Source organism: Mesoterricola sp. MK458 (assembly GCF_055384935.1).
Genome location: NZ_AP045075.1, coordinates 1,494,961 through 1,516,711, shown reverse-complemented (window position 1 = coordinate 1,516,711; position 21,751 = coordinate 1,494,961). Strand labels below are relative to the sequence as shown.

The following is a 21,751-nucleotide window of genomic DNA, read 5'->3' as shown; positions in this document are numbered from 1 at the left end:
GTCTCCATCGGCCGGAAGGCCAAGGGGGATTAACTTGCCTCCGGTTTCAGGGATCTCTGCATCAGGCGGTTGACGGATTCCCGGGGGTCGGCCCCTTCGAGCAGGCGCACCACCTCCTGGGTGATGGGCAGTTCCACCCCCAGGCTCCGGGCGAGGCCCAGGGCGGCCTCGGCCGTGAAGGCGCCTTCCACCACCTGGTTGCCCAGGGAGGCGGCGGCCGCCTCGGGGGTCATGCCCTTGCCCACCAGGGCCCCGAAGGTGCGGTTCCGGCTCTGGGGGCCGGTGGCGGTGAGCACCAGGTCGCCCAGCCCCGCCAGGCCCATGAGGGTGTCCCGGCTGCCCCCGAGGGCTTCCACCAGGCGGCTCATCTCCGCCAGGCCCCGGGTGATGAGGGCGGCGCGGGCGTTGTTGCCCAGGCCCAGGGATTCCACCAGGCCCGCGGCGATGGCCAGGACGTTCTTGAAGGCGCCGCACAGTTCCACGCCGGCCACGTCCCGGCTGAGGTACACCCGCAGGGCGGGGGTGGCCAGGCGGGCCTGCAGTTCCTCGGCGCGGCCGTCGGGGATGGACGGGGGCAGCGCCAGGACGATGGCCGAGGGCTGGGCCCGGCTCACCTCGTCGGCGAAGGTGGGGCCGCTGAAGACGCCCACCGGCACGCCCAGGATCCCTTCCAGGGTTTCCGACACGCGCTTGAAGCTGCCCTGGAGGATTCCCTTGCTCACCGACACCAGGAGCTCCGGGCGCAACGAGGTGCGCGCGGCCAGGTCGGCCCAGACCTTGGGGTTCACCTGGGTGGGCAGGGCGGTCACCCACAGCCCGGCCGGGAACCCCTCCTCGGGGTCGAGGATGGGGTGGACCCCCGGGGGGATCTCCACGTCGGCCAGGGACGGGTGGCGCCGGGTGGTGGCCAGGGTGGTGACCAGGGAGGGGGGGTGGCCCCACAGGTCCACCCGGGCCCCCTGGCGGGCCCAGGCGATGGCCAGGGCCGTTCCCCAGGCTCCTGAACCGAAAATTGTGATATCGGGCTTCTTAGGCATTCTTGCCGGCTCCCCAGAACTTGGATTCCGTGCCCTGCACGAGGCGGTTGATGTTGGCGGAGTGCTTGCGGATGACCAGGCCCACCAGGAGCGCCCAGGCCAGGATGGGCCACTGGGCCATGCCCTCCTGCACCGGGAGGCGCGCCCAGGCGCCCATGAACCCCATGGCCGTGAGCAACAGCACCAGGGCGGCCACCACGCTCCCCAGGCTCACGTAGCGGAACACGAGCAGGCACAGCACGAAGGCGCCGAAAGCGGGCGCCGCCATGGGCGCATGGTAGGCCAGCACGCACCCCAGGGCAGTGGCCACGCCCTTGCCCCCCTGGAACTTCAGCCAGGGGGTGAACACGTGCCCGAGCACCGCCGCCAGGGCCACGAAGGCCATGAATTCCGGCGCGAAGCCTAACTGTTTGGCGAGGAACACGGGCAGGAAGCCCTTGGCCGCGTCCAGCAGCAGGGTGGCGATGCCCAGGGCCTTGCCCCCGGCCCGCATGACGTTGGTGGCGCCGATGTTCCCGGAGCCCTGGGTCCGCACGTCCCCCTTGCCCGCGAGCTTGACCAGCAGGAGGCCGAAGGGGATGCTGCCGGAGAGGAAGGCTCCGAGGCACCAGATCAGGTAGAGTTTGAGGGCCGCAGGGTTCATCTAGGCAGGGTACCCCATCCGGAGGCATTCCGGTTAGGGCCGGTGGATAACCAGGAACCAGAGCCCAGGCCCGTCGACCCACACCGGCAAAAAATGGGTTCTTCACGGAACCCTGGGAAGGCCGGGAGGAGCTTGAGAAAGAAGAAGGACCCGTCCTGGTAGTTGTAGGCAAACCCAAGATTCCTGAAGTCAGCTGCTGCCGACCCGTTACCCGGTGAATCCGGCAAACTCCATCAAAGGGCCTTGTCGGTGCGCCCGGAAAGCCGGGGCGAGGAGGATGGATGACATAGAAACCTGAAACCTCGCAATGGGACCCGGCGGGTAACCACCCCCGCCTGGCAAAGCTGGCCAGCAGCCAGAAGCGAGTCTTGCGTAGGGTGTGGGTGACCTGCCCTGCGAAGCGTAGACAGCGAGCGAATAGGCCGTGTGATGGAGCCTCGAAAGATTTAGAGCGCGGGAGCCGACGTCGTCGACAGCACGGAAGGCCGCACCGTAGGGTCGTAATGGCCTGACCCGAGGGTCCCGCCGGGGTCGAAGAGCAGGGCATGTTCGCAGGGGGTCCCCCCAGGAACCGGGGAGGCCCTGCCGTTTCCGCCTGGAACCGTGGTTAGGGACGCCACAACCCAAACAACCCTGGCCTGGACGGGGGGCACCGACCCGATCAGGAGCGAACAACCGGATGCGAAGGCGGTACCGCCTCCTCAAGCCAAACGAGGGAAGCGGGAGGATCGGCAGGGAATCGGAGCAGCTCGTAGTAGCGATGAAGGCGGGGAACCGATCCGAGGGACCCGCCGGAGCCAAGGGGCTGCCAGATCACGGAAACGTTGGAGGGAAAGGCCATGGGAACTTCGTCTCCCGGAACGGTCTCCACGAAACAACAACGGATAGCAGAATTGTCCAGGCAGATGCCGGAGGCGGCGCTGCGTACCCTGGCCCACCACATGGACGTCGAATGGCTCACGGAAGCCTACCGGCGAACCCGAAAGGATGGGGCGGTGGGGATAGACGGACAGACGGCCAAGGACTATGCGGAAAACCTGGAGGCAAATCTCCAATCTCTGCTGAGACGGGCCAAGGACGGCGACCCCTACAAAGCCCCGCCCGTGCGAAGGGTATTCATCCCCAAAGCGGATGGAACCCAGCGTCCCCTGGGGATCCCCACCTTCGAGGACAAGGTCCTCCAAAGGGCGGTGGTCATGCTCCTGGAACCCCTCTATGAGCAGGACTTTCTGGACTGTTCATACGGATTCCGGCCCGGGCGGTCGGCGCACCAGGCCCTGCAGGCCATCTGGAACCAGACGATGAAAATGGGGGGCGGGTGGCTGCTAGACGTGGATATCCGACAGTATTTCGATACGTTGGACCACGCCTGCCTGCGGGAAATGCTGGACAAGCGGATGCGGGACGGAGTGGTGAAGCGCCTGATCGGCAAATGGTTGAACGCGGGAGTCCTGGACCAGGGATGCATCACGCACCCAGAGACAGGCAGCCCGCAAGGCGGGGTGATCTCCCCGATGCTGGCGAATATCTACCTCCACGAAGTGCTGGACGTGTGGTTCGAACGAGAGGTGAAGCCCCGGCTGCGGGGCCAGGCCTTTCTGGTGCGCTACGCGGACGATTTCGTGATGGGCTTCGCCCGGGAAGAAGACGCACGGCGTGTCCTGGAAGTACTGCCGAAGCGATTCGAGAAGTTCGGTCTGAAGATCCATCCGGACAAGACCCGGCTGGTGGAATTCCGGAAGCCGAAGGAACCGCGGGACCCCGAAGGGGGCCCTGGCAACTTCGATTTCCTGGGGTTCACCCATTACTGGGGCAAGTCCCTGAAAGGGGCCTGGGTGGTGAAGCGGAAGACTTCGAAGAAGCGGTTCAGCCGTGCCATCAGGACGCTGGGGGATTGGTTCAGGCACAACCGGCATGAACGGATCCAGGACCAGCACAAGACCCTGCGCCAGAAGCTGGTGGGCCACTACAACTACTACGGCATCACAGGGAACTCGCGTTCCATCGGCAACTTCAGATACCAGGTCATGCACCTGTGGAAGAAGTGGCTGGGGCGGAGGTCCCAGAGGGCAGTGCTCTCCTGGAAAGCCTTCTACAGGTTGCTGGAACGGTTCCCGCTCCCTCAGCCAAGGCTGAAAAGGAACGTGCCTCGCCCACTCGCAGCTACTTACGTGGTCTGAGGAGCCGGATGCCTTAATCGGGCACGTCCGGATCTGTGGGGGGCCTGGGGCGGCAACGCCCCGGGCCTACCCGACCCGAGGCGCCGAAGACGCCGAGGATCGCCGATGAAAAAAAGAGGATCTTTTCTCGGCGAACCCCGGCGCCTCGGCGCCTCGGCGATAGGCTTTTCTTTTCGAACTGCCTCGATGACGGGAACATGACGGCCTTCGACCACAGGTCCCAAGCCCTTTCCCAAGAGCAGGCCAGAGTGAGCAAAGGGCGAGGGCTTCACTCAATTCCGTGATGAACCCAAATATTGGCCGGGGATGAACGGGTATAAAAGAAGATATAAATATAGTTATTTATCCGTTTGATCCATTTGCCTCGGCACGGTGCGGACCTTGCGGACGGCCTCCTCCAGGTCGGAGGTGCGGAACGGCTTCTGCACGAACAGCGCCGGCGCCGTCCCCGGCGGAGGGGTGGCCACGTCCTGGGCCGAGAAGCCGCTGAGGAGGATGACGGGGACCCGGGGTTCCAGGGCGCGGATGGCGCGGAAGGCCTCGTTGCCGTCCATGCGGGGCATGGTGATGTCCAGGAGGACCACGTCGACGCGCCTGCGGTGGAGGGTGAAGATCTCCAGGGCCTCCTGGCCGTCCACGGCGGTGAGCACCTCCATGCCGCGGTGCTCCAGGAAGTCGGCGACGATGCTGCGCACCATGGGCTCGTCGTCGGCCACCAGGGCCACGCCCGCGAGGGGGTTCGCGCCGGCGGTCCCGGAGGCGGCGCGGGCCTCCCGGCCGGGGGCGGGACCGGCGGAAGGGAACAGGATCTCGAAGCGGGAACCCCGTCCGGGCTCGCTCACGATGTGGATGCCGGCCCTGTGGCCCCTGAGGATCCCCTGCAGCGCCGACAGGCCCAGTCCGCGGCCGGTGGCCTTGGTGGTGTAGAAGGGGTCGAAGATGCGCTTCCGGGTCTCGGGATCCATGCCGCAGCCGGTGTCGGTGACCAGGAGCGCGGCGTAGGCGCCGGGCTCGAGGCCCTGGCCCGGGAAGCGGGTCTCCAGGTAGGGGCCGTCCGCCGTGAGGAGGCGGGTCTCGATGGTGATGGTGCCGGTGCGGTCCCCGATGGCGTCCGACGCGTTGGTCACCAGGTTCATGACCACCTGCTGCACCTGCGCCGCGTCGGCCATGATCATGGGCAGCCCGGGCTCCAGGTGGAACTCCAGGTCGGCCTTCTTGGCGATGGAGACGGCGAGCAGCTCGGTCATCTCCATCACCGTGAGGTTGAGGTCCAGGAGGTCCACCTTCAGGGTGCCCCGGCCGGAGTAGGCGAGCATCTGGTGGGCCAGTTCCGCGGCCCGGAGCACGGAGGCCTCCGCGCGCCTGAGCATCTGCGCCGCCGCGGACCCCGGCTCCAGGAGGTCCTGCGCCATGTTCACGTGGCCCAGGATGGCCGTGAGGAAGTTGTTGAAGTCGTGGGCGATCCCCCCCGCCAGAACCCCCAGGCTCTCCAGCTTCTGCTTGGTGCGGGCGATCTCCTCGGCCCGGGTGCGCTCGGTGATGTCGCGGATGGAGAGGACCACGCAGGCCTTGCCGTCCAGGGGCCGGCCCATGGCCAGGATGCGGCCCTCGTAGTCGCACCTTCCCGCGGGGGTGGCGAGCTCGAAGCCCGCGGTCTGAAGGCGGTGGGTTTCCAGGGCCTTGCGCACGGCGCCCAGGAGGGTTCCGGCGGCCTCCAGGGGCAGGGCCTGGGTGACGGTCGTGCCCAGGAGCGCCTCGGGGGCGGCCCCCAGCACCGTGGAGTGCTGGCCGTAGATGTGCAGGAAGCGGCCCTCCTCGTCCAGCACGGCCATGGGATCCGGCACGGCCAGGGCCATGGCCTCGGTGCGGGATTCCTCCTCCCGCAGCTGCCCCGTCATCTGCAGGGCCATGAGCCGTGCCCGCTGGCCGGTATGGGCCAGGGAGGTCATGAGCCCCCAGAGGAGGAGGGTGATGAGGCAGCCGGAAGCGCCGATGCCCACCGGCAGGGACCACTCGGCGGTTCCGGCGAATTCGGGGCGGGCCCGGAATTCGAAGTTCCAGATGCGTCCGAAGACCTCCACGGTGCGTTCCACCTTGCGCCCCCCGTCCAGGGGAGTGCCGTACAGGTGCTGGGGCGGGCCCGGGTTCCCCCAGGGGCCGGCGTCCGTGATGGCCACCTCCAGCTTGCGCAGAGTCTCCTTGCCCAGGGCTTCGGCGATGAGATCCTGGACCCGGAAAGCCCCGTTGATGCACCCCTGGAACGCCCGCCTTCGTTCCTCCACCGTGGCCGGCGCGCCGTGGTACAGGGGCAGCCGCATGAGGAGACCCGGATCGGGCCCGTCGTGCTGGAGCACCTTCATGGGGCCGGTGAGCACCAGGGAGCCGGTGTCCCGGGCCCGGTCGATGTCCAGGCTCTGGCCGGGCAGGGTGCGCGTGTCGCGGCCGACGGAGGCGCGGTTGGATTCCCGCGGCTCGGCGAAGAGAAGGACGAAATAGCTGGGCCTGGCCCCAGGGGGGTGGATGCTGAAGCCCGGGTCGCCCATTTCCCGGCGCAGATGCCGCTCCACCGCGTCCCGGTCGGCGCCCGGGATCTCCATGCCGTAGCTCACCGACAGCAGTCCCGGGTGGTGCGTATGGAGGTCCATGGAGGCGAAGTACTGGTGGAAGCGTTCCCGGTTCAGGCCCAGCGCAGCGGTGGAGTGGCCGCGGAAGCCCAGGAGGATGTCCCGGTACGCGTTGATGGTGTAGTGGAGGTTCTCCTGCGCGATGGCGGCTTCCTGCACCACGCGGGCGCGGGTCGCCTTCACCTGCAGGCGCCGGGCCGCCAGGGATCCCAGTAGGGACGCGGCCAGTCCCAGCACCAGCACGAGGGTGACGATGCGGGGGTTGCGCAAGATGACGCGCTCGTTGAGGCGATTCAAGGCGTACCCCTCCCGGGGTGGAGTCGGACTACGAGAATCCTAGCTGCTTTTCTCCAGGATGGTCCTGCGAAGGTGGTCCAGGGCCCAGGAGGCGCCCCGGGCCTGCATCTCCACGCGGGTTCCGAACAGCGTGAAGGCCTTGAATCGGGTGCCCTCCGGTCCCGCGACGGCGACCAGGCAGGTGCCCACGGGCGCCGGTCCGTCCTTGTCCTCGGTGGGACCGGCGTTGCCGGTCACGGCCAGGCCCCAGGTGGTCCCCAGGCGCGCCCGGATGCCCTCGGCCAGGGCCCGGGTGACGGGTTCGCTGACGGTGCCGGCGGCGCGGATGAAGGCGGGGTCCAGGCCCGCCAGGGCGGCCTTGGCGGCCACGGAATAGACCACGCCTCCGCCCTGGAAGACGCGGCTGGAGCCGGGCACGGAGGTGAGGCGCGCCGCCAGGTTCCCGCCGGTCATGCTCTCGGCCACGGCCAGCGTGGCCCCTCCGGCCTCCAGCAGGGCGAGGGCCGCATCCTCGATGCCCCCCTCGGGGCCGACGAAGGCCAGGTCCAGGGGGTGGTCCCTGCGGAAATCGGCCTCGGCCTCGGCCAGGGCCGCGGGGTCGCCGCCGCGGGCCAGCAGTTCGACGTGGTGCAGTCCGGCGAGGATGGTCCAGTCCAGGGCGGCGTGCTTGAGGCGCAGGGGCCGCACCCGCTCCTCCAGGGTGCTCTCGGGCACGGACCCGAAGACCATGCGCAAGGTGGCTGTGGCCGGGCCCCGGAAGCGCTCGAGGCCCGCCGCCACGTGGTTGTGCCACATGAGCTTCATTTCCCGGGGCACGCCGGGGAAGAGGATGATGGTTCGGCCTGGATAACCGGGCGGGTTCTCCCAGCGCACCCCGGGCGCCGTGCCGGCGGGGTTGTGCAGGGCCTCGGCGCCCAGGGGGATGAGGGCCTGCTTGAAGTTGGAGGCGGCGGGGGTGCGGTTCCGGCTCGCGTAGAAGTCCAGGATGGCCTGGCGGGAGGCGAGGTCCTCCACCAGGGGCGCGTCCAGCGCCTCGGCCCAGACCTCCTTGGTGAAGTCGTCGAAGGTGGGTCCCAGGCCGCCGGTGCAGAGGATCAGGTCGGACCGGTCAAGGGCCTCCCGGAAGAGCTGGAGGAGGTCGTGGCGGGAGTCCCCCACGGCGGTCTTGCGGTGGAAGGCCAGACCTAGCTCCCCGAGGCGTTCGGCAAGCCAGACCGAATTGGTGTCCATCCGGGAGGTGGTGAGGAGTTCCGAGCCGATGGCGATGCATTCGATGCGCAGCATGTCTCCAGCCTATGCCAAAACGGGAGGGACCGCGAGGTCCCTCCCGTTCCGGCAACGCGTTCGGCTCAGGCCTCGGCCAGGGCCTTCTTGCGGGCCTCGACGACCTTGTCGGCGTCGCGGCCTTCCAGCTCCTGCAGGTGGTGGAAGGCCCAGGTGAACGATCCCACGCCCTGGGTCTGGCTGCGCAGCTCCACGATGATGCCCTGGAGTTCGGACTGCGGCAGGTAGCCGTCCACCACGTCCCAGCCTTCCCAGCCGGGCTTGGCGTCGAAGCCGAGGATCTGGCCGGCGCGGTGGCTGGTGATGATCTTCTGGGCCTTGGAGGTGTGCTCGGAGGGCACCGAGATGTGGATCTCGAGAATGGGCTCGAGCAGCACGGGGCTGCACTGGGGCAGGCCCTCGTTCATGGCGACGCGGGTGGCGGCCTTGAAGGCCATTTCGCTCGAATCGACGGTGTGGAAGGATCCGAAGAAGAGCACGGCCTCCACGTCGACCATGGGGAAGCCCAGGGGGCCCTGCTTGGCGAATTCGTGGAACCCGTTCTCCACGGCGGGGATGTAGTTCTTGGGAATGACGCCGCCGACGATGGTGTCGGAGAACTTCAGGCCCTCGCCGCGCTGGCGGGGCTTGAACTCGATGTGCACGTCGCCGAAGGCGCCGTGGCCGCCGGACTGGTGCTTGTAGCGCCCGTGCTGCTTGACCGGCTTGCGGATGGTCTCGCGGTAGGGGATGGTGGGCTGGGCGAAGGTCACTTCCACGCCCCAGCGCCGGATGCGGTCGAGGCCCACCTTCAGGTGGATCTCGCCTTGGCCCCAGATCACGCGCTCCTGGGTCTCGGCGTTCTGCTCGATGGTGTAGGAGGGATCCTCGTCCACGAGCTTCTGGATGGCGGTGGAGAGCTTCACCTCGTCGCCGCTCTTGGCGCAGCGAACCGCCAGGGCCGTCATGGGCTGGATGGGGTCGGGCCAGGGCAGTTCCACCGGGGCGCTGACCGTGAGGCAGTCGCCGGTCTTGACGGTCTCCATGCGGCCCAGGGCCACGATCTCGCCGGCCCCGGCCCGGGTCACCTTCTCCTGCTTGGCGCCGAAGGGCTTGGTGAGGGAACTGGGGCGGCCGATGGCGAAGGACATGCCTTCGGTCACTTCCCCGCGCCACACGCGGGCCAGGGACAGCTTGCCCACGTGCTGGGCGTTGAGGGTCTTCCACACCTGGACCAGGACGTCCTTTCCCTCGGGGATGCCCAGGCGCGCCGCGGTGGCGGCGGGTTCGGGGCCCTCGTGGCGCAGGAGCTTGAGGAGGCGGCGCACGCCCAGGTCCTTGTCGGCCGAGCCCAGCAACACGGGCACGATCTGGTCGCCCCGGAAGCCGCGGGTGAGGGTGGCGAACACCTCCTCACGGGAGGGCACCTGCTCCTCGAGGAGCTTCTCCATGAGGGCGTCGTCCAGGGTGCTGATGGCCTCCAGCATCTCCTGGCGGGCCGCCATGGCCTCGTCCTTGATGGAATCGGGAATGGGGATCTCGTCGGAGGGGTGCCCGGGATTGGCCTTGAAGGCCCGCTCCATGCTCAGCTCCTCGTACCCGGTGATGAAGCTGCCGGCGTGGATGGGGTATTCGCGCAGGACGAGGGGATGGGGGCTCATGGGCTGGAGGGCGCGCAGGGTCTCGGCGATCTTGCCAGGATCCGTGAGGCTGTCGACCTTGTTGAGGAAGATCGTGTGGGGAATGTTGTGGTCGTCCAGGAGCTTGAGGATGGGTGCGGCCATGGGCGCGCGGGTGGGATCGGCCTCGCAGACCACCACGGCGGCGTCGGCCACCATGAGGGCGTTGATGCTCTCCTGGCTGAACTCCACGGAGCCCGGGCAGTCGATGAAGGTCCAGGTCTCGCCCAGGTAGGTGGCGGTGGCGACCGAGGCCTCGACGCTCATCTGGCGCGCCTTGGCCTCGACCGATGCATCGCCGACGGTGTTGCCCTCCTTGACGGTCCCCTTCCGGGGGATGGCGTTGGCCGCGAAGAGGAGGCTTTCGAGAAGGGTGGTCTTCCCGGACATGTACGGCCCGACGATGGCCGCAACACGAGGGGCTGATTGGGGCTTTGGCACGGGTATCTCCTTGGTTTGGCTTTTGAAGGAAATGGTTGATGCCATCTTTTCGTCACGGCGGTCCAAAGGCAACCAAAATCCTGGACCCCGGTGAGCCCGGGCGCAAGGTGTGCCTGAAGTCCGGAGCGAGCGGGTCTCAACAATCGTGTCCGGCCGGCAAACCGGGTGGATTTTCGCCTGCAATTTCGGTTGGGCGACCGAGTTAGTTCATTCCGACTTCGAAAACGCGTCGTGGATCTCCGAACCCGGAAGCGCGGTCTTGAACCAGTCGTCCAGGGCGGTGGGCGTGCCGAACAGCTTGTCCGCCCCGGCGTCCATGAGCTCCGACCCGGTGCCGAAGCCGTAGGTGACGCCCAGGGGGATGAGGCCGTTGGCCTTCCCGGAGGCCATGTCGTCGGCCCGGTCGCCGACCATGTAGCCGCCGGGCTTCACCACGCCCTGGAGGCGGAGCTGGGTGAGGACCTCGGCCTTGGATTTGTAGCGGTCCTTGGGCTCAGTGCCGAAGACCTCGTCGAAGCAGAGCAGCAGGTCGAATTCGTGGAGCACGCGCCGGGCGTAGCGGGTGGGCTTGACGGTGACCAGGAAGAGGCTGTGGCCCTGGCGGCGCAGCCGGGTGAGCATCAGGGGGATGCCTTCGTACACCCGGTGCTTGGGGATGCCGGAGTCCTCGAAATGGGCCCAGTACCGGGCGATGGCTTCGTCCAGGCGCGCCGGGTCGGCCAGGCCGGGCAGGGACGCGAAAAGCTCCCCGGGGCCGAAGCCGATGAAGCGCCTGACCACGTCCCGCGCGGGGGGCTGGAGGTCCAGCTGCCGGCAGGTCAATTCGATGCAGTGGACCATGGCCCGCAGCGGGTCCACCAGGGTGCCGTCGAGATCGAAGCAGATCAGACCCATGCACGAGCCTCCTCGGGGAAGGGGGCCGCGGGGCGCCAGCCCTTTGGCCTAGTGTCGGTATGCCTGGATGCACTCCTCGATGAAGGCCAGCGCCTCCTCCTTGCCGGCCCAGCCGCCGCTGGTCACATCCTTGGATTCGAGGTTCTTGTAGGTGAGGAAGAAGTGCTCCACCTCGCGCAGGAGATGGGGGGGAAGGTCGGAGAGCGACTTCACGTGCATGTAGTTGGGATCCGAGGCCGCCACGCTGAGGATCTTGTCGTCCTGGCCCATGTCGTCGGACATGCGCAGGATGCCGATGGGCTTGGCCTCGATGATGACGCCCGGGTAGGTGGCGCCCACGATGAGCACGAGGATGTCGCAGGGATCCCCGTCGGGGGCCAGGGTGTGGGGGATGAAGCCATATTCGGCGGGGTAGTGGATGGGGGAGTAGAGCACCCGGTCGACCTTCACGAGGCTGGTGACGTGGTCGATCTCGTATTTGACGCGCGAGCCGTAGGGTATTTCAACGACCGCGTTGACGATCTCGGGCGAATTTTTCCCGGGTCCGATCATGTGAAGCGACATGAAGCCTCCGAACTGACCATGGTGCCACAATCAGGCTCCGGCCGGGAGCCTTAGATGGACCTTGGTGCCCCGGTCGAGGCTGCTTTCGATGTTCATCAGGCCCGAATGGGCCATGAGGATCCGGTGGCTCACCGCCAGGCCCAGGCCCGTGCCGCCCCCGAAGGTGGTGTAGAAGGGGTCGAAGATGCGCGCCAGGGCGTCGGCGGCGATGCCGCAGCCGTTGTCCTCCAGGGTCAGCCGCCAGTGGGGCCTGCCCCCCACGCTCTCGCGCACCGCGAACAGGTCGAGCCTTGGCGAGGGGCGCCCGTCCAGGGCCCGCAGGCCGTTCTGGAGGAGGTTCACGGCCACCTGGCGCAGGAGGTCGGGGTCGGCGTGCCAGGTGGCGGCCTGGGGGATCCGGTTCTCCCACGCCACCTCCTCGGGCAGGTTCGTGCCCTTGCGGACGTTCTCCCAGAATTCGGCCAGGGCGAAGGTCCTGGGCTTGGGGCTGATGTCGCGGCTGAAGGTGAGGGTGTTGGCCACCAGGGTGTTCAGGCGCCGCACGCTGTCCTGGATGTGGTGGGCCAATTCGGCCTGGGCGGGCATGTGGCCCAGGTCCTCCACCAGCATCCCCGCGAAGAGCGAGAGGCTGCCCAGGGGGTTGCGGATCTCGTGGGCCAGTTCGGCGGCCATGAGGCCCATGGCCTGGAGCCGCTCCTCGCGGCTGGCCTGTTCCGCCCTCAGGTGGGCCTCCGTGACGTCCCGGAGGCTGATGATCTGGCCGGTGTCGGTGGGCCGGCTCTCCTGTTCCATGTAGCGGTCCTGGCCGTCGTCGCCCTTGAACCGCCGGAGTCCCAGGGGCGCCCCGGGCTCCCAGGGGTTGGGCCCGTCCAGGAAGGCGCCCCCGAGGCCCCGGTTGCGGTTGGTGAAGCGCAGCTCCCCGCCCGGGCCCACCACCCAGATGGCGTAGGGGACGGTCTCGAGCACGGTCTGGAGCTCGTTGCCCAGTTGCCCGAGCTGGTCCTGGAGGGACTCGTAGCGCTGCTGGAGCTGTTCCGAGGCGGCCGTGAAGGCCGCGAAGGCCTCCATCAGCTGCTGGGGCTCGGGCAGGACGGTCACCGGAGGCTCTGCTCGAGGACCTGCTGCAGGAGGGGGCGGTCGTTGTTCCGGGGCTCCTTGGCCACCAGGGCGCGCAGGGAGCCCAGGGCCACCGGGGTGCCCAGGGCGGCCATGGCGCGGCAGGCCGCGACGCGGATTTCCGTGGGCTCGGCGGTGGTGAAGATCCGTCCGCGGCGGCGCACCAGTTCCTCCAGGAAGGGCAGGGCGGAGGGGTCCCCGATGGTGCCCATCACCTCGGCGGCCCGGGCGCGAAGCTTCTCGGGCATGCGGTGGTCGGTGGCGAAGGCGCCCAGGGTGGGGACGGCCGCCGGGGAGCGGACCTGGCTGAACGCGAACATGATCTCGAGCATGGTGTCCGGGTCCGCCTGGGAGAAGGCCTCGATGAGGGCGGGCATGGCCGCGGGGCCCCCCACCTTCCAGGCGGTGCGCACCGCCGCGCACCGCACCCGCACGTCCCGGTGCGACAGGCAGGCCTCGGCGGGCTTGAGGGCCGCCACGTCGCCCATGTCGGCCATGAGGTTGAGGGTGTTGCGCACCAGGAACCACTTGTGGGATTCCAGGGACGCCACGACCGCGGGCAGGGCGAGGTCGCCCAGGCCCCGGATGACCTCCATGAGCCGGGCGCGGCGCTTGCGGTCCTGCTCCTCGCCCAGCACCTCGACCAGCGCCTGGGCGGCGGGCATGCCTACCTTCTCCAGATAGGGGATCATCTCGTTGAGCAGGGTCTCGGGGTTGGAGGTGTGCACCAGCTCCATCACCCGCGCGAGGGATTCGGGCCGGGCCAAACGGTCCCAGAGCGAAGCCAGGGCGTCGGTGCGCCAGGGCTCCTTGGATTCCAGGAACATGACCAGGGCGTCCAGCTCCAGGAGGAGGGCGTGGGCGTGGCCGGGCTCGCCGCGCTGGACCATCTCGTCCAGGGCCGTGCCCAGGGCCTCGGTGGTGACGTGGTGGATCCGCGGCATGCGCTCGGAGCCGAAGTGGCCCGTGAGCCCGCCCAGCAAGGGAAGCTCGCATTCGGGCGGGATGCCCGGCACCGCCAGCCATTTCGCCACCCCCCCCAGGGTGCGGGCGGCCATTTCCCGGCGGTGGGCGTCCTCGCCGGCCAGGGCGCGGATCACCATGTCGAGCACGCCCGCGAAAGTGTCCTGGCGGCCCTCGTCCAGGAGCCTGCGCAGGAACCGCAGCCGCTGGTCGAGGCTGAGCTTCCAGAGGTGGTCGTGGTCGGCCACGAGCCGGAGCTGCTCGTCCACGCCCATGGTCTCCCAGTCCATGCGGGACACCAGGTCGTGGAGGTTCTCCAGCCCGAGCCCGCGGTTGCGCAGCTCGGTCTCCAGGGCCGCCAGTAGACCCTGGAAGGAGGGGGACCCCTGGAGGATCCCGTGGAGGTGGTCCTTGAGGGCATCCCACGTGTCGCCCTGGCCGGCGCCCTGGGCCAGGAGGGTGGCGGTGGCGTGGCCGAAGACCTCGGGGGCCAGGGCCTGGAAGGCCATGCGGAGGCCCGCGGGGGAATGGGGCAGGGTATCCAGGCCGGCCACCACGGACAGGAGGACCCCCGGCGGCAGCTCCTTCAGGGCCGTGCGCAGGCCTTCCATCTGCTGGGCGCTGGGAAAGCCCTCCCCGAACCCCAGGCTGGACAGCGAACCCGCAAGGAACGAGAGGTCCGTGGGGCCGCTCTTCTCCAGGAAGGCCAGGTCCGCGACGGCCTCGGGCGCGGGGCCCCCATTGCCTTCGGATTCGGGGCCGGCGGATTCGGGGCCGTCGGTGCCGGGGCCCCCCGGACCGATGCCGCCGGGGCCGGGGCCGCCCGATCCGAACTCCTGGGTGCCGGGGCCGCCGAAGCCGGGGGCGCCCAGGCCCGGACCGCCGAAGCCCGGGGATCCGGGGCCGGCTCCGGGGGCGCCGGTGCCCTGGCCGCCCAGGGCGGCCATCTTCTGCTCGTGGAGCTTGCGGAATTCGTGGCGCCACTGCTCGATCATGGCCTGGAGGGCGTCCAGGGTGGGCGCTGGGATGGGCTTGGGGGCGGGCTCGGGCTGGGGCTGGGCGCCCGCGGGGATGGTCAGGGGCCGCATGGCCGGACCCGCGTCGGAGTGGGCCCCGCCTTCGCCTTCGCGAACCTCCCGGTACTGCACCTGGCCCATCTGGACGTGGGGCAGGTTCTTGTCCGCGATGATCCGGGTCGCGCCACCCATCTCCTCGATGCGCGCGGGCTTGAGGATGAGGAGCTCCAGGAGTTCCTCCACCTCCCAGGCCTCGATGCCCCGGGCGAAGATGATTCCCGAGATCTGGCGCTCCGACAGGAGTTTGGCGGTGCTCGAAAGGTGGATGCCCTGGCCCTCGAAGGGCTGGCCGTCCACGAACATCCGCCCCCCCGAGGTGGCGATGTGGAGCGTGGGCCCCGCCTCCAGCCAGTCCTCGATGAGCATCGTCAGGGCCTCCATGGCCCCCTTGGCCCGGGGGTGCGCCGCCGTGTACATCAGCCGCGTCTTCAGGGCCATCTGGAGGGTCTGGAGGAGTTCCTGGAAGTCGCTCATGGCGTGGAGGGCTCCATGGGATCGCTCCACTCGCGGCGGAGCTGTTCGTAGTAGGCCTCGAGGAAGGCCAGGCGGCGCAGGGCCTCGGCGCGGCCGGCCTCCGTGTTCATGCTGCCGGCGATTCCCTTGGCCAGGCCCAGCCAGTGCTGACCCCGGGCGAGGATGCCGGAGGTCTCCACGGCGTCGAAGGCGCCCGAGATGCAGTTGTAGTGCACGAGGCTCGCGGCGCCGAGCTTGCTGAGCTTGTCGGCGTCCCAGAGGCAGGCCGTCTCGGCGGGCTCGAGGCGCCGGGTCAGCTTGAGGCCCACGTGGTGCTCGATGGCGTGCCGGACCGCGGGGATCTTCTCCTGGGGGAAGTCCGTGTCCGCGAGGATGCCGGCCACCGCGTCGCTGGCCTCCTGGGCGTGGTGGTCCCGGGTGCGGGGGTCGTTGAGCACCTTGCGGCAGTCATGGAGCCACGCCGCGCATTCCACCGTCTCCGGGTCGGCCCCCGCCAGGGGGGCCAGCCATCTGGCGATCTTCACCACGGCGAGGGTGTGCTCGAAGCGGTAGTCGAAGATGGGCCTGGAGCCCCGGGAGGCCCCCCAGAAGCGGATGGCGTCCGCCCGGGTCTGGGCCCCCAGGGCCTCCTCGCACCGCTCTCGCCAGGGGATCATGGCGGTCATTCTCCCACATGCACGCGCAAAGCGTCAGCCGCGTGCGCAATCTCCTCGTACATGGGCCGGTCGTTCCAGGGGGGGCAGGCCGAGGCGAGGCGTTCCACCAGCGGGGCGAGTCCCTTGGCGGGGGCCATCCCCAGGATGCGGACCCCCTCCAGGGCCATGCGGGCCTCCAGGGCCAGCACCTGCTCCAGGGCGTCCACGGCCCGCATGAGCTTGCGGGCGGCGATGGGGCCCATGCTCACGTGGTCCTCCTTGCCGGCGCTGGTGGGGATGGTGTCCACGCAGGCGGGGCTGGCCAGGCCCTTCATCTCCGACACCAGGGCGGCGGAGGTGACGTGGGCCATCATGAAGCCCGATTCCAGGCCCCCTTCCCGGGTGAGGAAGGCGGGCAGGTCGGAATAGGCCGGGTTCACGAGCCGCTCCTGCCGCCTTTCGGAGATGCTGGCGAGGTCGCAGGCGGCGATGGCCAGCAGGTCGCAGGCGAAGGCCGGGTACTGGCCGTGGAAGTTCCCGCCGCTGCGGCTCTCCTGGGTCTCGGTGAAGATCATCGGGTTGTCGGTGGCGCTGTTGAGCTCGCGCTTGAGAATGTCCCCGGCGAACTGCAGGGCGTCCCGGGTCACCCCGTGCACCTGGGGGATGCACCGCAGGGAGTAGGCGTCCTGGACCCGGGCGCAGTCCTTGTGGCTTTCGGCGATCTCGCTGGTCTCGCCCAGGATCTCCAGCATGTGGGCGGCGGTCTGGATCTGGCCGGGATGGGGCCTGGCCTGGTGGATGCGGGGGTCGTACGGGGCCCGGGTCCCGCGCAGGGCTTCCAGGCTCAGGGCCGCGATCTCGTCGGCCAGGGGCACCAGGTCCATGAGCCGGGCCACGGCCAGGTTGCCGATGGCCGTGATGAGCTGGGTGCCGTTGATGAGGGCGAGGCCCTCCTTGGGCTCCAGGGTGATGGGCTGGAGGCCGGCCTTGGCCAGGGCCTTGCCGCCGGGGATGTGGCTGGTGCCGTCCCAGGCCAGGCCTTCGCCCACCAGCAGGAGGGCCATGTGGGCCAGGGGGGCCAGGTCGCCTGAGGCCCCCACGCTGCCCTGGCTGGGCACCACGGGCAGCACGTCCCGGTTGAGGCAGGCCGCCAGGAGGCGGATGGGCTCGGGGCGGATGCCCGAGTGGCCCTTGAGCAGGCAGTTGATGCGCGCGGCCATCAGGGCCCGGGTCTGGTCCTTGGGCAGGGGCTCGCCCACGCCCGCGGCGTGGCTGCGCACGAGGTTGAGCTGGAGCTGGGCGAGCTGCGCGGGGGGGATCACCACGGTGGCGAACTGGCCGAAGCCGGTGTTGATGCCGTAGACCGTCCTCCCCTCGTCCAGGATCCGCTGGATCACCTTCCGGTTCTCGGCCACCCGGGCCAGGGCCTTCTCGTCCAGGGTGACCGCGGCCCCCCGGGCGATGCCCCTCAGGACGCGTGCGTCAAGGTCGTTTCCGTTCAGGCAGGTCATGCATTCTCCGTTGGAAGTTTCAGATGGGATCTTCCTCGGGCTGAGGCGCGGGCGTGCGGAGGAGCCCGATGGCCACCACGAGGCCAAGCGCCATGCATCCCGCCGCCACCCAGTAGGGCGCCGCATAGCCGAACTTGGCGAAGGTGTAGGTGCCCAGGAGCGGACCCACGATCCTTCCGATGGTGGAAATGGATGTGATGACGCCGAATAGGCCGCCCTGCTCGTCCTTGGGCGTGATCTGGCTGGCCAGGGCCGAGGTGGCGGTCTGGTTCATGCCCGAACCCCACACCAGGGGAACCATCACCAGCAGGAAGGGCGCCTCCCAGGGGGCGTAGGGGATCAGGGGCAGGCTGCAGGCCATCAAGGCCAGGCCCGCCAGCTGCGCGACCCGTTCGGGGATGCGCTTGGCCACGACCCGCACCAGGCCGCCCTGGTAGATGACGATGAGGATGCCCACGAACGCGAAGAGGTAGCCCACCCCCCGCTGGCTGAAGTTGAACCGCCTGGCGCAGAGGAGGGCGTAAGTGCCCTCCATCATGGCGAAGCCGGTCATGGCCAGGAAGGCGATGAGAAGGATCTGGGGCATGCCGGGGCGCTTCAGGGCGTGCACCAGGGCGTGGCCGCGGCTCTGGACCTTGCGGGCGTGGAGCCTCGCCTCGGGGGTCAGGGTCTCCGGCAGCCAGATGAGGACGAGCAGGGACGCGAGAAAACTCATGCCCGCCGCCACGAGGAAGGGCAGGTGCCACCCGTGGGTCGCCAGCAGGGTCTTGCCCAGGGCGGAACCGGAGAGGATCCCGGCCAGGGCGGGCCCCAGGACGAATCCCAGGCCGAAGGCCGCCCCGATGATGCCCAGGGCCTTGGACCGCTCCTGGGGCGAGGAGGAATCCGCCATGGCCGCCTGGGCCACGGAGATGTTGCCCCCGGTGACGCCGTCCAGGACCCGGGCCGCCAGCACCCATTCGAACCGGCCCGTCATGGCCATGAGGAGGTAGGCCGCGCAGGTGCCCATGAGGGACATCCAAAGCACCGGCCTGCGCCCCACGAGGTCGGACACGCGTCCGAGGACGGGCGCGGAGATGAACTGGGCGATGGGGTGGATCACCAGCACCACCCCCGCCCAGAAGACGAAGGGCGAGTCCTGGAGGCCCAGCGCGTGGTTCACCCAGTCCATCCAGGGCGTGGGGTGCAGCGCCAGGGTCTTCGCGTAGAGCGGAAGGATGGGTATGACGATGCCGAAGCCGAGGAGGTCCACGACGACGGTGCAGAAAATGGCCAGTTGGGCCCGTTTTGATGGCTGCATGACTACTCCAATCTTCTAACATACAGAGTCGGGGCCTCCCTTTCACCTGCGGTGATTTCCCCTTACCCCCCGGGCCTGATTCATGGTTAGCTGGAAGAGCCTGGGATTGAATGGGTAGCATGAGCTATTACTAGCTGGGGGAACGGCGAAGATGGTCGGTTGGCATGCTGAGCACACCCTGGACACCTCGGCCGAGCCCGGGGCGGTGTGGGCCAAGCTGGAGGAGGTCTCCGCCTGGCCCCAGTGGGACACGGGCATCGTCGAAGCCGAACTGTCGGGCCCGTTCTCGTCGGGGACCCGGGGCCGGCTGAAGGTCCGGGGGGAGGGCGCCCGCACCTTCCGGCTGGCGCAGGTGAAGGCCATGACCTCGTTCACGGCGCTGGTGAAGCTGCCCCTGGCCGAGATCCACCACACGCACGCCCAGGAGGCCTGCGACATGGGCACCCGCATGACCCACCGGATCGAGATAACCGGCCTGCTTTCGTGGTTCTATGCCTTGACCCGGGGCCGGACCCTGCGGGAGGGCCTGGCCCCGGGCATGCGCTCCCTGGCCCGCATGGCCTCGCGGAGTAATTGATTTATCTTTCTTTTTCGATTTATTTTGGGGTTCTTCACGGAACTCCGGGAAAGGCTGCGCGGATCGTGGGAAAGAGGTAAGCCTTATTCCGGTAGCCATAGGTAATCCCAAGAGTCCTGAAGTCTGCTGCTGCCGACCTGTTGCCCGGTGAATCCGGCCAACTCCAGCGGAGGGCCTCGTCGCCAAGACGCCGAAGACCCCGAGGATCGCCGAATATAAGAGAAGAGCTTTCTCGGCGAACCCCGGCGCCTCGGCTGGGATCCATGAGCGGCTACGTGGCCTTCGACCCGGGGTGTCCCTAGGCTTTTCCCAGGAGTGCCCCGGCCCCATGAACGTCGCCAATCCCATCTACGATGCCGTCTTCAAGTTCCTCCTCGACGACGAGCGGATCGCGCGGATGCTGCTTTCCGCGCTCATGGGTCGGGAGGTGATGGAACTTTCCTTCGTGCCCACCGAAACCCGGGAGCCCGTGACGGGGCAGGACGGCACCAACCTCCTGGTCCTGCGCATGGATTTCGCCGCCCGGGTCCGCATGGATGACGGGAGCTGCAGGCTGGTGCTCATCGAGATCCAGAAGGCGCGCGACACCTCGGACATCCAGCGGTTCCGGCGGTACCTGGGGACCAGCTACGCGGATCCCCGGAACGTGTACCGGGATGCGGAGGGCGTGGAGCGGCCCCTGCCGATCTTCACCATCTACTTCCTGGGCGAAGGCCTGAAGGGGCTGGACATGCCTGTCCTCAAGGTGGACCGGCGCTGCTGGGACCCGGCCACGGGCGACGAGGTGCGGGTCACCGATCCGTTCGTGGAAGGGCTCACGCACGATTCGGTCATCATCCAGATGAACCGCCTGAAGGACCGGCGCCGGACGGACCTGGAGCGGCTCCTGGAGGTGTTCGACCAGGGGGTGGCTTCCCACACGGATCCGCACTTCCTGGACATCCTGGAGGTGAACTTCCCGGAGCGGTACCGGGACGTGCTTCGAAGGCTCATGCTGGCCTGCGCGGAGCCGGGCCTCCGGGTGAAGATGGACCTGGAGGACGAAATTCTCCACGCCTTCCAGGAACGGGCGCGGGAGGCCGCGGACCTGCGGCTCTCCCTGTCGCGCAAGGACCGGGAGCTCGAGGACCGCGCGAAGGTCATCGAAGGGAAGGACCGGGTCATCGATGACAAGGACCGGGTCATCGACGAAAAGGACCGTCTCATCCTTGAATTGACACGCCGCCTGGCGAATTCCGGCCCCTCTTGACCCTTCCTCGGGCACGTCCTCGAAACATTCGAAGCAGCAAGGAACCCAAAAAAAATCATCCCGGACGGCCGGCCTCGATCACTTCCCCCGCCCTCTCGATGCCCAGGGGGAATTCCGCGGGCAGGAGGCTGCACACCAGGTGCCCGTCCCCGGGCAGGTCGAAGAAGTGGCCGGGGTGGATGAGCACGCCGGCCTCCCGCAGGATGCGCAGGACCAGGTCGTCCCCCGGTTCCAGGGCGGGCACGCGGAGGATGGCCGACCAGCCCCCCTCCACCCGGGCGCGGCCGAGGGAGGGCCGCCGGGCCAGTTCGGCGTCCAGGGCCGCCAGGTTCGAGGCCAGGCGCGACCGGATCCCGGCCTGGATGCCCTTGGCCAGGCCCAGCAGGGCGCCGGCGGCGGCCAGGGCCGGGGCCGAAACGGAAAGATACTGGTCGGCGATGAAGGCCAGGGCCTCCAGGCAGGCGCGGGCCGGGCCGCCCCGGGCGGCGATCCAGCCCAGCTTCACCTGGGGCAGGGCCGCGATCTTGCTGAGGCCCGAGAGCACGAAGAGGGGGCAGGGGGGGTCGGCCTCCGCCAGGGCGGTGGGCAGGTGGTCCGGGGCCGGTTCCAGGGCGTAGTCCGAGAACACCTCGTCCACCAGGAGCGCGAGACCCCGGGCGGCGCAGAAGGCCAGGAGCTCCCGCCACTCCCCCCGGGACAGGAACTGGCCCGTGGGGTTGTTGGGGTTCACCACCACCACCGCCCGGGTGCGGGGGGTCACCGCCCCGGCCAGGGCCTGGAAGTCCAGGTCCCACCGGTCCGAACGCAGGGCGGGCACCTGCCGGGCCTCCACGCCCTCCAGGGCCGCCAGCCAGTGGAAGAGGGGGTAGCTGGGCGAAGGCACCAGGACATCGTCCCCGGGATCGCAGAGGAGCTTGAAGAGCCAGGAATACGCCTCCGAGGTGGAAGCCGTGAGCACCAGGTCCCCGGGGTCCAGGCCGTGCCAGGCCGCCACCGCCTCCCGGGCCCGGGCCGCGCCCCGGGGGTCCGGGTCGTAGGAAAGTACCGAGGGCGAGGCCAGCGCCGCCAGGATCTCCGCCTCGGGGTAGGGGATCCCGCAGCGGGTGGGGTTGGAGGAGGTGAGGTCCAGGAAGGGGCGCCCTTCCCGGCGGAACGCGGCGATCTCCCGGGTGAGGGGATTGGACTCGAACGAGCCGGGGAGGCGTCTGGATATCATGGATAGAGGATA

General features: G+C 68.9%; 16 protein-coding genes. 3 read left to right on the top strand and 13 right to left on the bottom strand.

Annotation, left to right across the window (positions count from 1 at the left end; all coding sequences use genetic code 11):
- Positions 1-29: 29 nt before the first annotated feature.
- Complete coding sequence (locus ACZ5LB_RS06565; protein ID WP_464605383.1) at positions 30-1,037, bottom strand: NAD(P)H-dependent glycerol-3-phosphate dehydrogenase; 1,008 nt, start codon at positions 1,035-1,037, stop codon at positions 30-32.
- Positions 1,030-1,680: a glycerol-3-phosphate 1-O-acyltransferase PlsY gene (gene plsY, locus ACZ5LB_RS06560; protein WP_464605382.1), complete on the bottom strand. Its 651-nt coding sequence runs from the start codon at positions 1,678-1,680 to the stop codon at positions 1,030-1,032. The genes ACZ5LB_RS06565 and plsY overlap by 8 nt, the downstream gene beginning before the upstream one ends.
- A gap of 893 nt (positions 1,681-2,573) precedes the next feature.
- On the opposite strand from plsY, the gene ltrA reads away from it, so the two are divergent.
- Entirely contained in the window at positions 2,574-3,860 is a 1,287-nt protein-coding gene (gene ltrA, locus ACZ5LB_RS06555; RefSeq protein WP_464603709.1) for a group II intron reverse transcriptase/maturase, read from the top strand.
- Between the two features lie 338 nt (positions 3,861-4,198).
- Here the strand turns inward: ltrA and ACZ5LB_RS06550 are convergent, their stop codons facing one another.
- The 10 genes from ACZ5LB_RS06550 to ACZ5LB_RS06505 all read right to left on the bottom strand — a co-directional run bounded on the left by ACZ5LB_RS06550 (position 4,199) and on the right by ACZ5LB_RS06505 (position 18,697).
- The gene (locus tag ACZ5LB_RS06550) at positions 4,199-6,781 is read right to left on the bottom strand and encodes a CHASE domain-containing protein (protein WP_464605381.1); all 2,583 of its coding nucleotides are present in this window, start codon (positions 6,779-6,781) and stop codon (positions 4,199-4,201) included.
- Positions 6,782-6,820: 39 nt separating this feature from the next.
- Entirely contained in the window at positions 6,821-8,065 is a 1,245-nt protein-coding gene (locus ACZ5LB_RS06545; protein ID WP_464605380.1) for a CinA family nicotinamide mononucleotide deamidase-related protein, read from the bottom strand.
- 65 nt (positions 8,066-8,130) lie between these two features.
- Positions 8,131-10,113, bottom strand: coding sequence for an elongation factor G (locus ACZ5LB_RS06540; RefSeq protein ID WP_464605379.1), 1,983 nt, complete (start codon positions 10,111-10,113; stop codon positions 8,131-8,133).
- A gap of 258 nt (positions 10,114-10,371) precedes the next feature.
- Entirely contained in the window at positions 10,372-11,058 is a 687-nt protein-coding gene (locus ACZ5LB_RS06535) for an HAD family hydrolase (RefSeq protein WP_464605378.1), read from the bottom strand.
- 48 nt (positions 11,059-11,106) lie between these two features.
- Positions 11,107-11,622: an inorganic diphosphatase gene (locus tag ACZ5LB_RS06530; protein WP_464605377.1), complete on the bottom strand. Its 516-nt coding sequence runs from the start codon at positions 11,620-11,622 to the stop codon at positions 11,107-11,109.
- Between the two features lie 30 nt (positions 11,623-11,652).
- Positions 11,653-12,720, bottom strand: a complete 1,068-nt coding sequence (locus ACZ5LB_RS06525; RefSeq protein WP_464605376.1) for a sensor histidine kinase — start codon at positions 12,718-12,720, stop codon at positions 11,653-11,655.
- Complete coding sequence (locus ACZ5LB_RS06520; RefSeq protein WP_464605375.1) at positions 12,717-15,251, bottom strand: HEAT repeat domain-containing protein; 2,535 nt, start codon at positions 15,249-15,251, stop codon at positions 12,717-12,719. The genes ACZ5LB_RS06525 and ACZ5LB_RS06520 overlap by 4 nt, the downstream gene beginning before the upstream one ends.
- Entirely contained in the window at positions 15,248-15,907 is a 660-nt protein-coding gene (locus ACZ5LB_RS06515; RefSeq protein ID WP_464605374.1) for an HD domain-containing protein, read from the bottom strand. Before ACZ5LB_RS06515 ends, ACZ5LB_RS06520 begins: the two co-directional genes overlap by 4 nt.
- A 5-nt stretch (positions 15,908-15,912) precedes the next feature.
- Positions 15,913-17,397 carry a histidine ammonia-lyase gene (gene hutH / locus ACZ5LB_RS06510; RefSeq protein WP_464605373.1) on the bottom strand — a complete coding sequence of 495 codons (1,485 nt, stop codon included), beginning with the start codon at positions 17,395-17,397 and terminating at the stop codon, positions 15,913-15,915.
- Positions 17,398-17,416: 19 nt separating this feature from the next.
- The gene (locus ACZ5LB_RS06505) at positions 17,417-18,697 is read right to left on the bottom strand and encodes an MFS transporter (protein WP_464605372.1); all 1,281 of its coding nucleotides are present in this window, start codon (positions 18,695-18,697) and stop codon (positions 17,417-17,419) included.
- A 151-nt stretch (positions 18,698-18,848) separates the two neighbouring features.
- On the opposite strand from ACZ5LB_RS06505, the gene ACZ5LB_RS06500 reads away from it, so the two are divergent.
- Positions 18,849-19,274: an SRPBCC family protein gene (locus tag ACZ5LB_RS06500; RefSeq protein WP_464605371.1), complete on the top strand. Its 426-nt coding sequence runs from the start codon at positions 18,849-18,851 to the stop codon at positions 19,272-19,274.
- Positions 19,275-19,602: 328 nt separating this feature from the next.
- A complete protein-coding gene (locus ACZ5LB_RS06495) occupies positions 19,603-20,523 on the top strand; it encodes a hypothetical protein (protein ID WP_464605370.1) in 921 nt (306 codons plus the stop codon).
- Between the two features lie 55 nt (positions 20,524-20,578).
- Here ACZ5LB_RS06495 and ACZ5LB_RS06490 read toward each other — a convergent pair whose 3' ends face one another.
- Positions 20,579-21,739, bottom strand: coding sequence for a pyridoxal phosphate-dependent aminotransferase (locus ACZ5LB_RS06490; protein WP_464605369.1), 1,161 nt, complete (start codon positions 21,737-21,739; stop codon positions 20,579-20,581).
- Positions 21,740-21,751: the final 12 nt, after the last annotated feature.

What these genes read in the sequence shown, in the direction of transcription:
- ACZ5LB_RS06565 (WP_464605383.1), bottom strand. Translation starts at nt 1,037, where the DNA reads ATGCCTAAGAAGCCCGATATCACAATTTTCGGTTCAGGAGCCTGGGGA.
- plsY (WP_464605382.1), bottom strand. Translation starts at nt 1,680, where the DNA reads ATGAACCCTGCGGCCCTCAAACTCTACCTGATCTGGTGCCTCGGAGCC.
- ACZ5LB_RS06545 (WP_464605380.1), bottom strand. Translation starts at nt 8,065, where the DNA reads ATGCTGCGCATCGAATGCATCGCCATCGGCTCGGAACTCCTCACCACC.
- ACZ5LB_RS06540 (WP_464605379.1), bottom strand. Translation starts at nt 10,113, where the DNA reads ATGTCCGGGAAGACCACCCTTCTCGAAAGCCTCCTCTTCGCGGCCAAC.
- ACZ5LB_RS06535 (WP_464605378.1), bottom strand. Translation starts at nt 11,058, where the DNA reads ATGGGTCTGATCTGCTTCGATCTCGACGGCACCCTGGTGGACCCGCTG.
- ACZ5LB_RS06530 (WP_464605377.1), bottom strand. Translation starts at nt 11,622, where the DNA reads ATGTCGCTTCACATGATCGGACCCGGGAAAAATTCGCCCGAGATCGTC.
- ACZ5LB_RS06520 (WP_464605375.1), bottom strand. Translation starts at nt 15,251, where the DNA reads ATGAGCGACTTCCAGGAACTCCTCCAGACCCTCCAGATGGCCCTGAAG.
- ACZ5LB_RS06515 (WP_464605374.1), bottom strand. Translation starts at nt 15,907, where the DNA reads ATGATCCCCTGGCGAGAGCGGTGCGAGGAGGCCCTGGGGGCCCAGACC.
- hutH (WP_464605373.1), bottom strand. Translation starts at nt 17,397, where the DNA reads ATGACCTGCCTGAACGGAAACGACCTTGACGCACGCGTCCTGAGGGGC.
- ACZ5LB_RS06505 (WP_464605372.1), bottom strand. Translation starts at nt 18,697, where the DNA reads ATGCAGCCATCAAAACGGGCCCAACTGGCCATTTTCTGCACCGTCGTC.
- ACZ5LB_RS06500 (WP_464605371.1), top strand. Translation starts at nt 18,849, where the DNA reads ATGGTCGGTTGGCATGCTGAGCACACCCTGGACACCTCGGCCGAGCCC.
- ACZ5LB_RS06495 (WP_464605370.1), top strand. Translation starts at nt 19,603, where the DNA reads ATGAACGTCGCCAATCCCATCTACGATGCCGTCTTCAAGTTCCTCCTC.
- ACZ5LB_RS06490 (WP_464605369.1), bottom strand. Translation starts at nt 21,739, where the DNA reads ATGATATCCAGACGCCTCCCCGGCTCGTTCGAGTCCAATCCCCTCACC.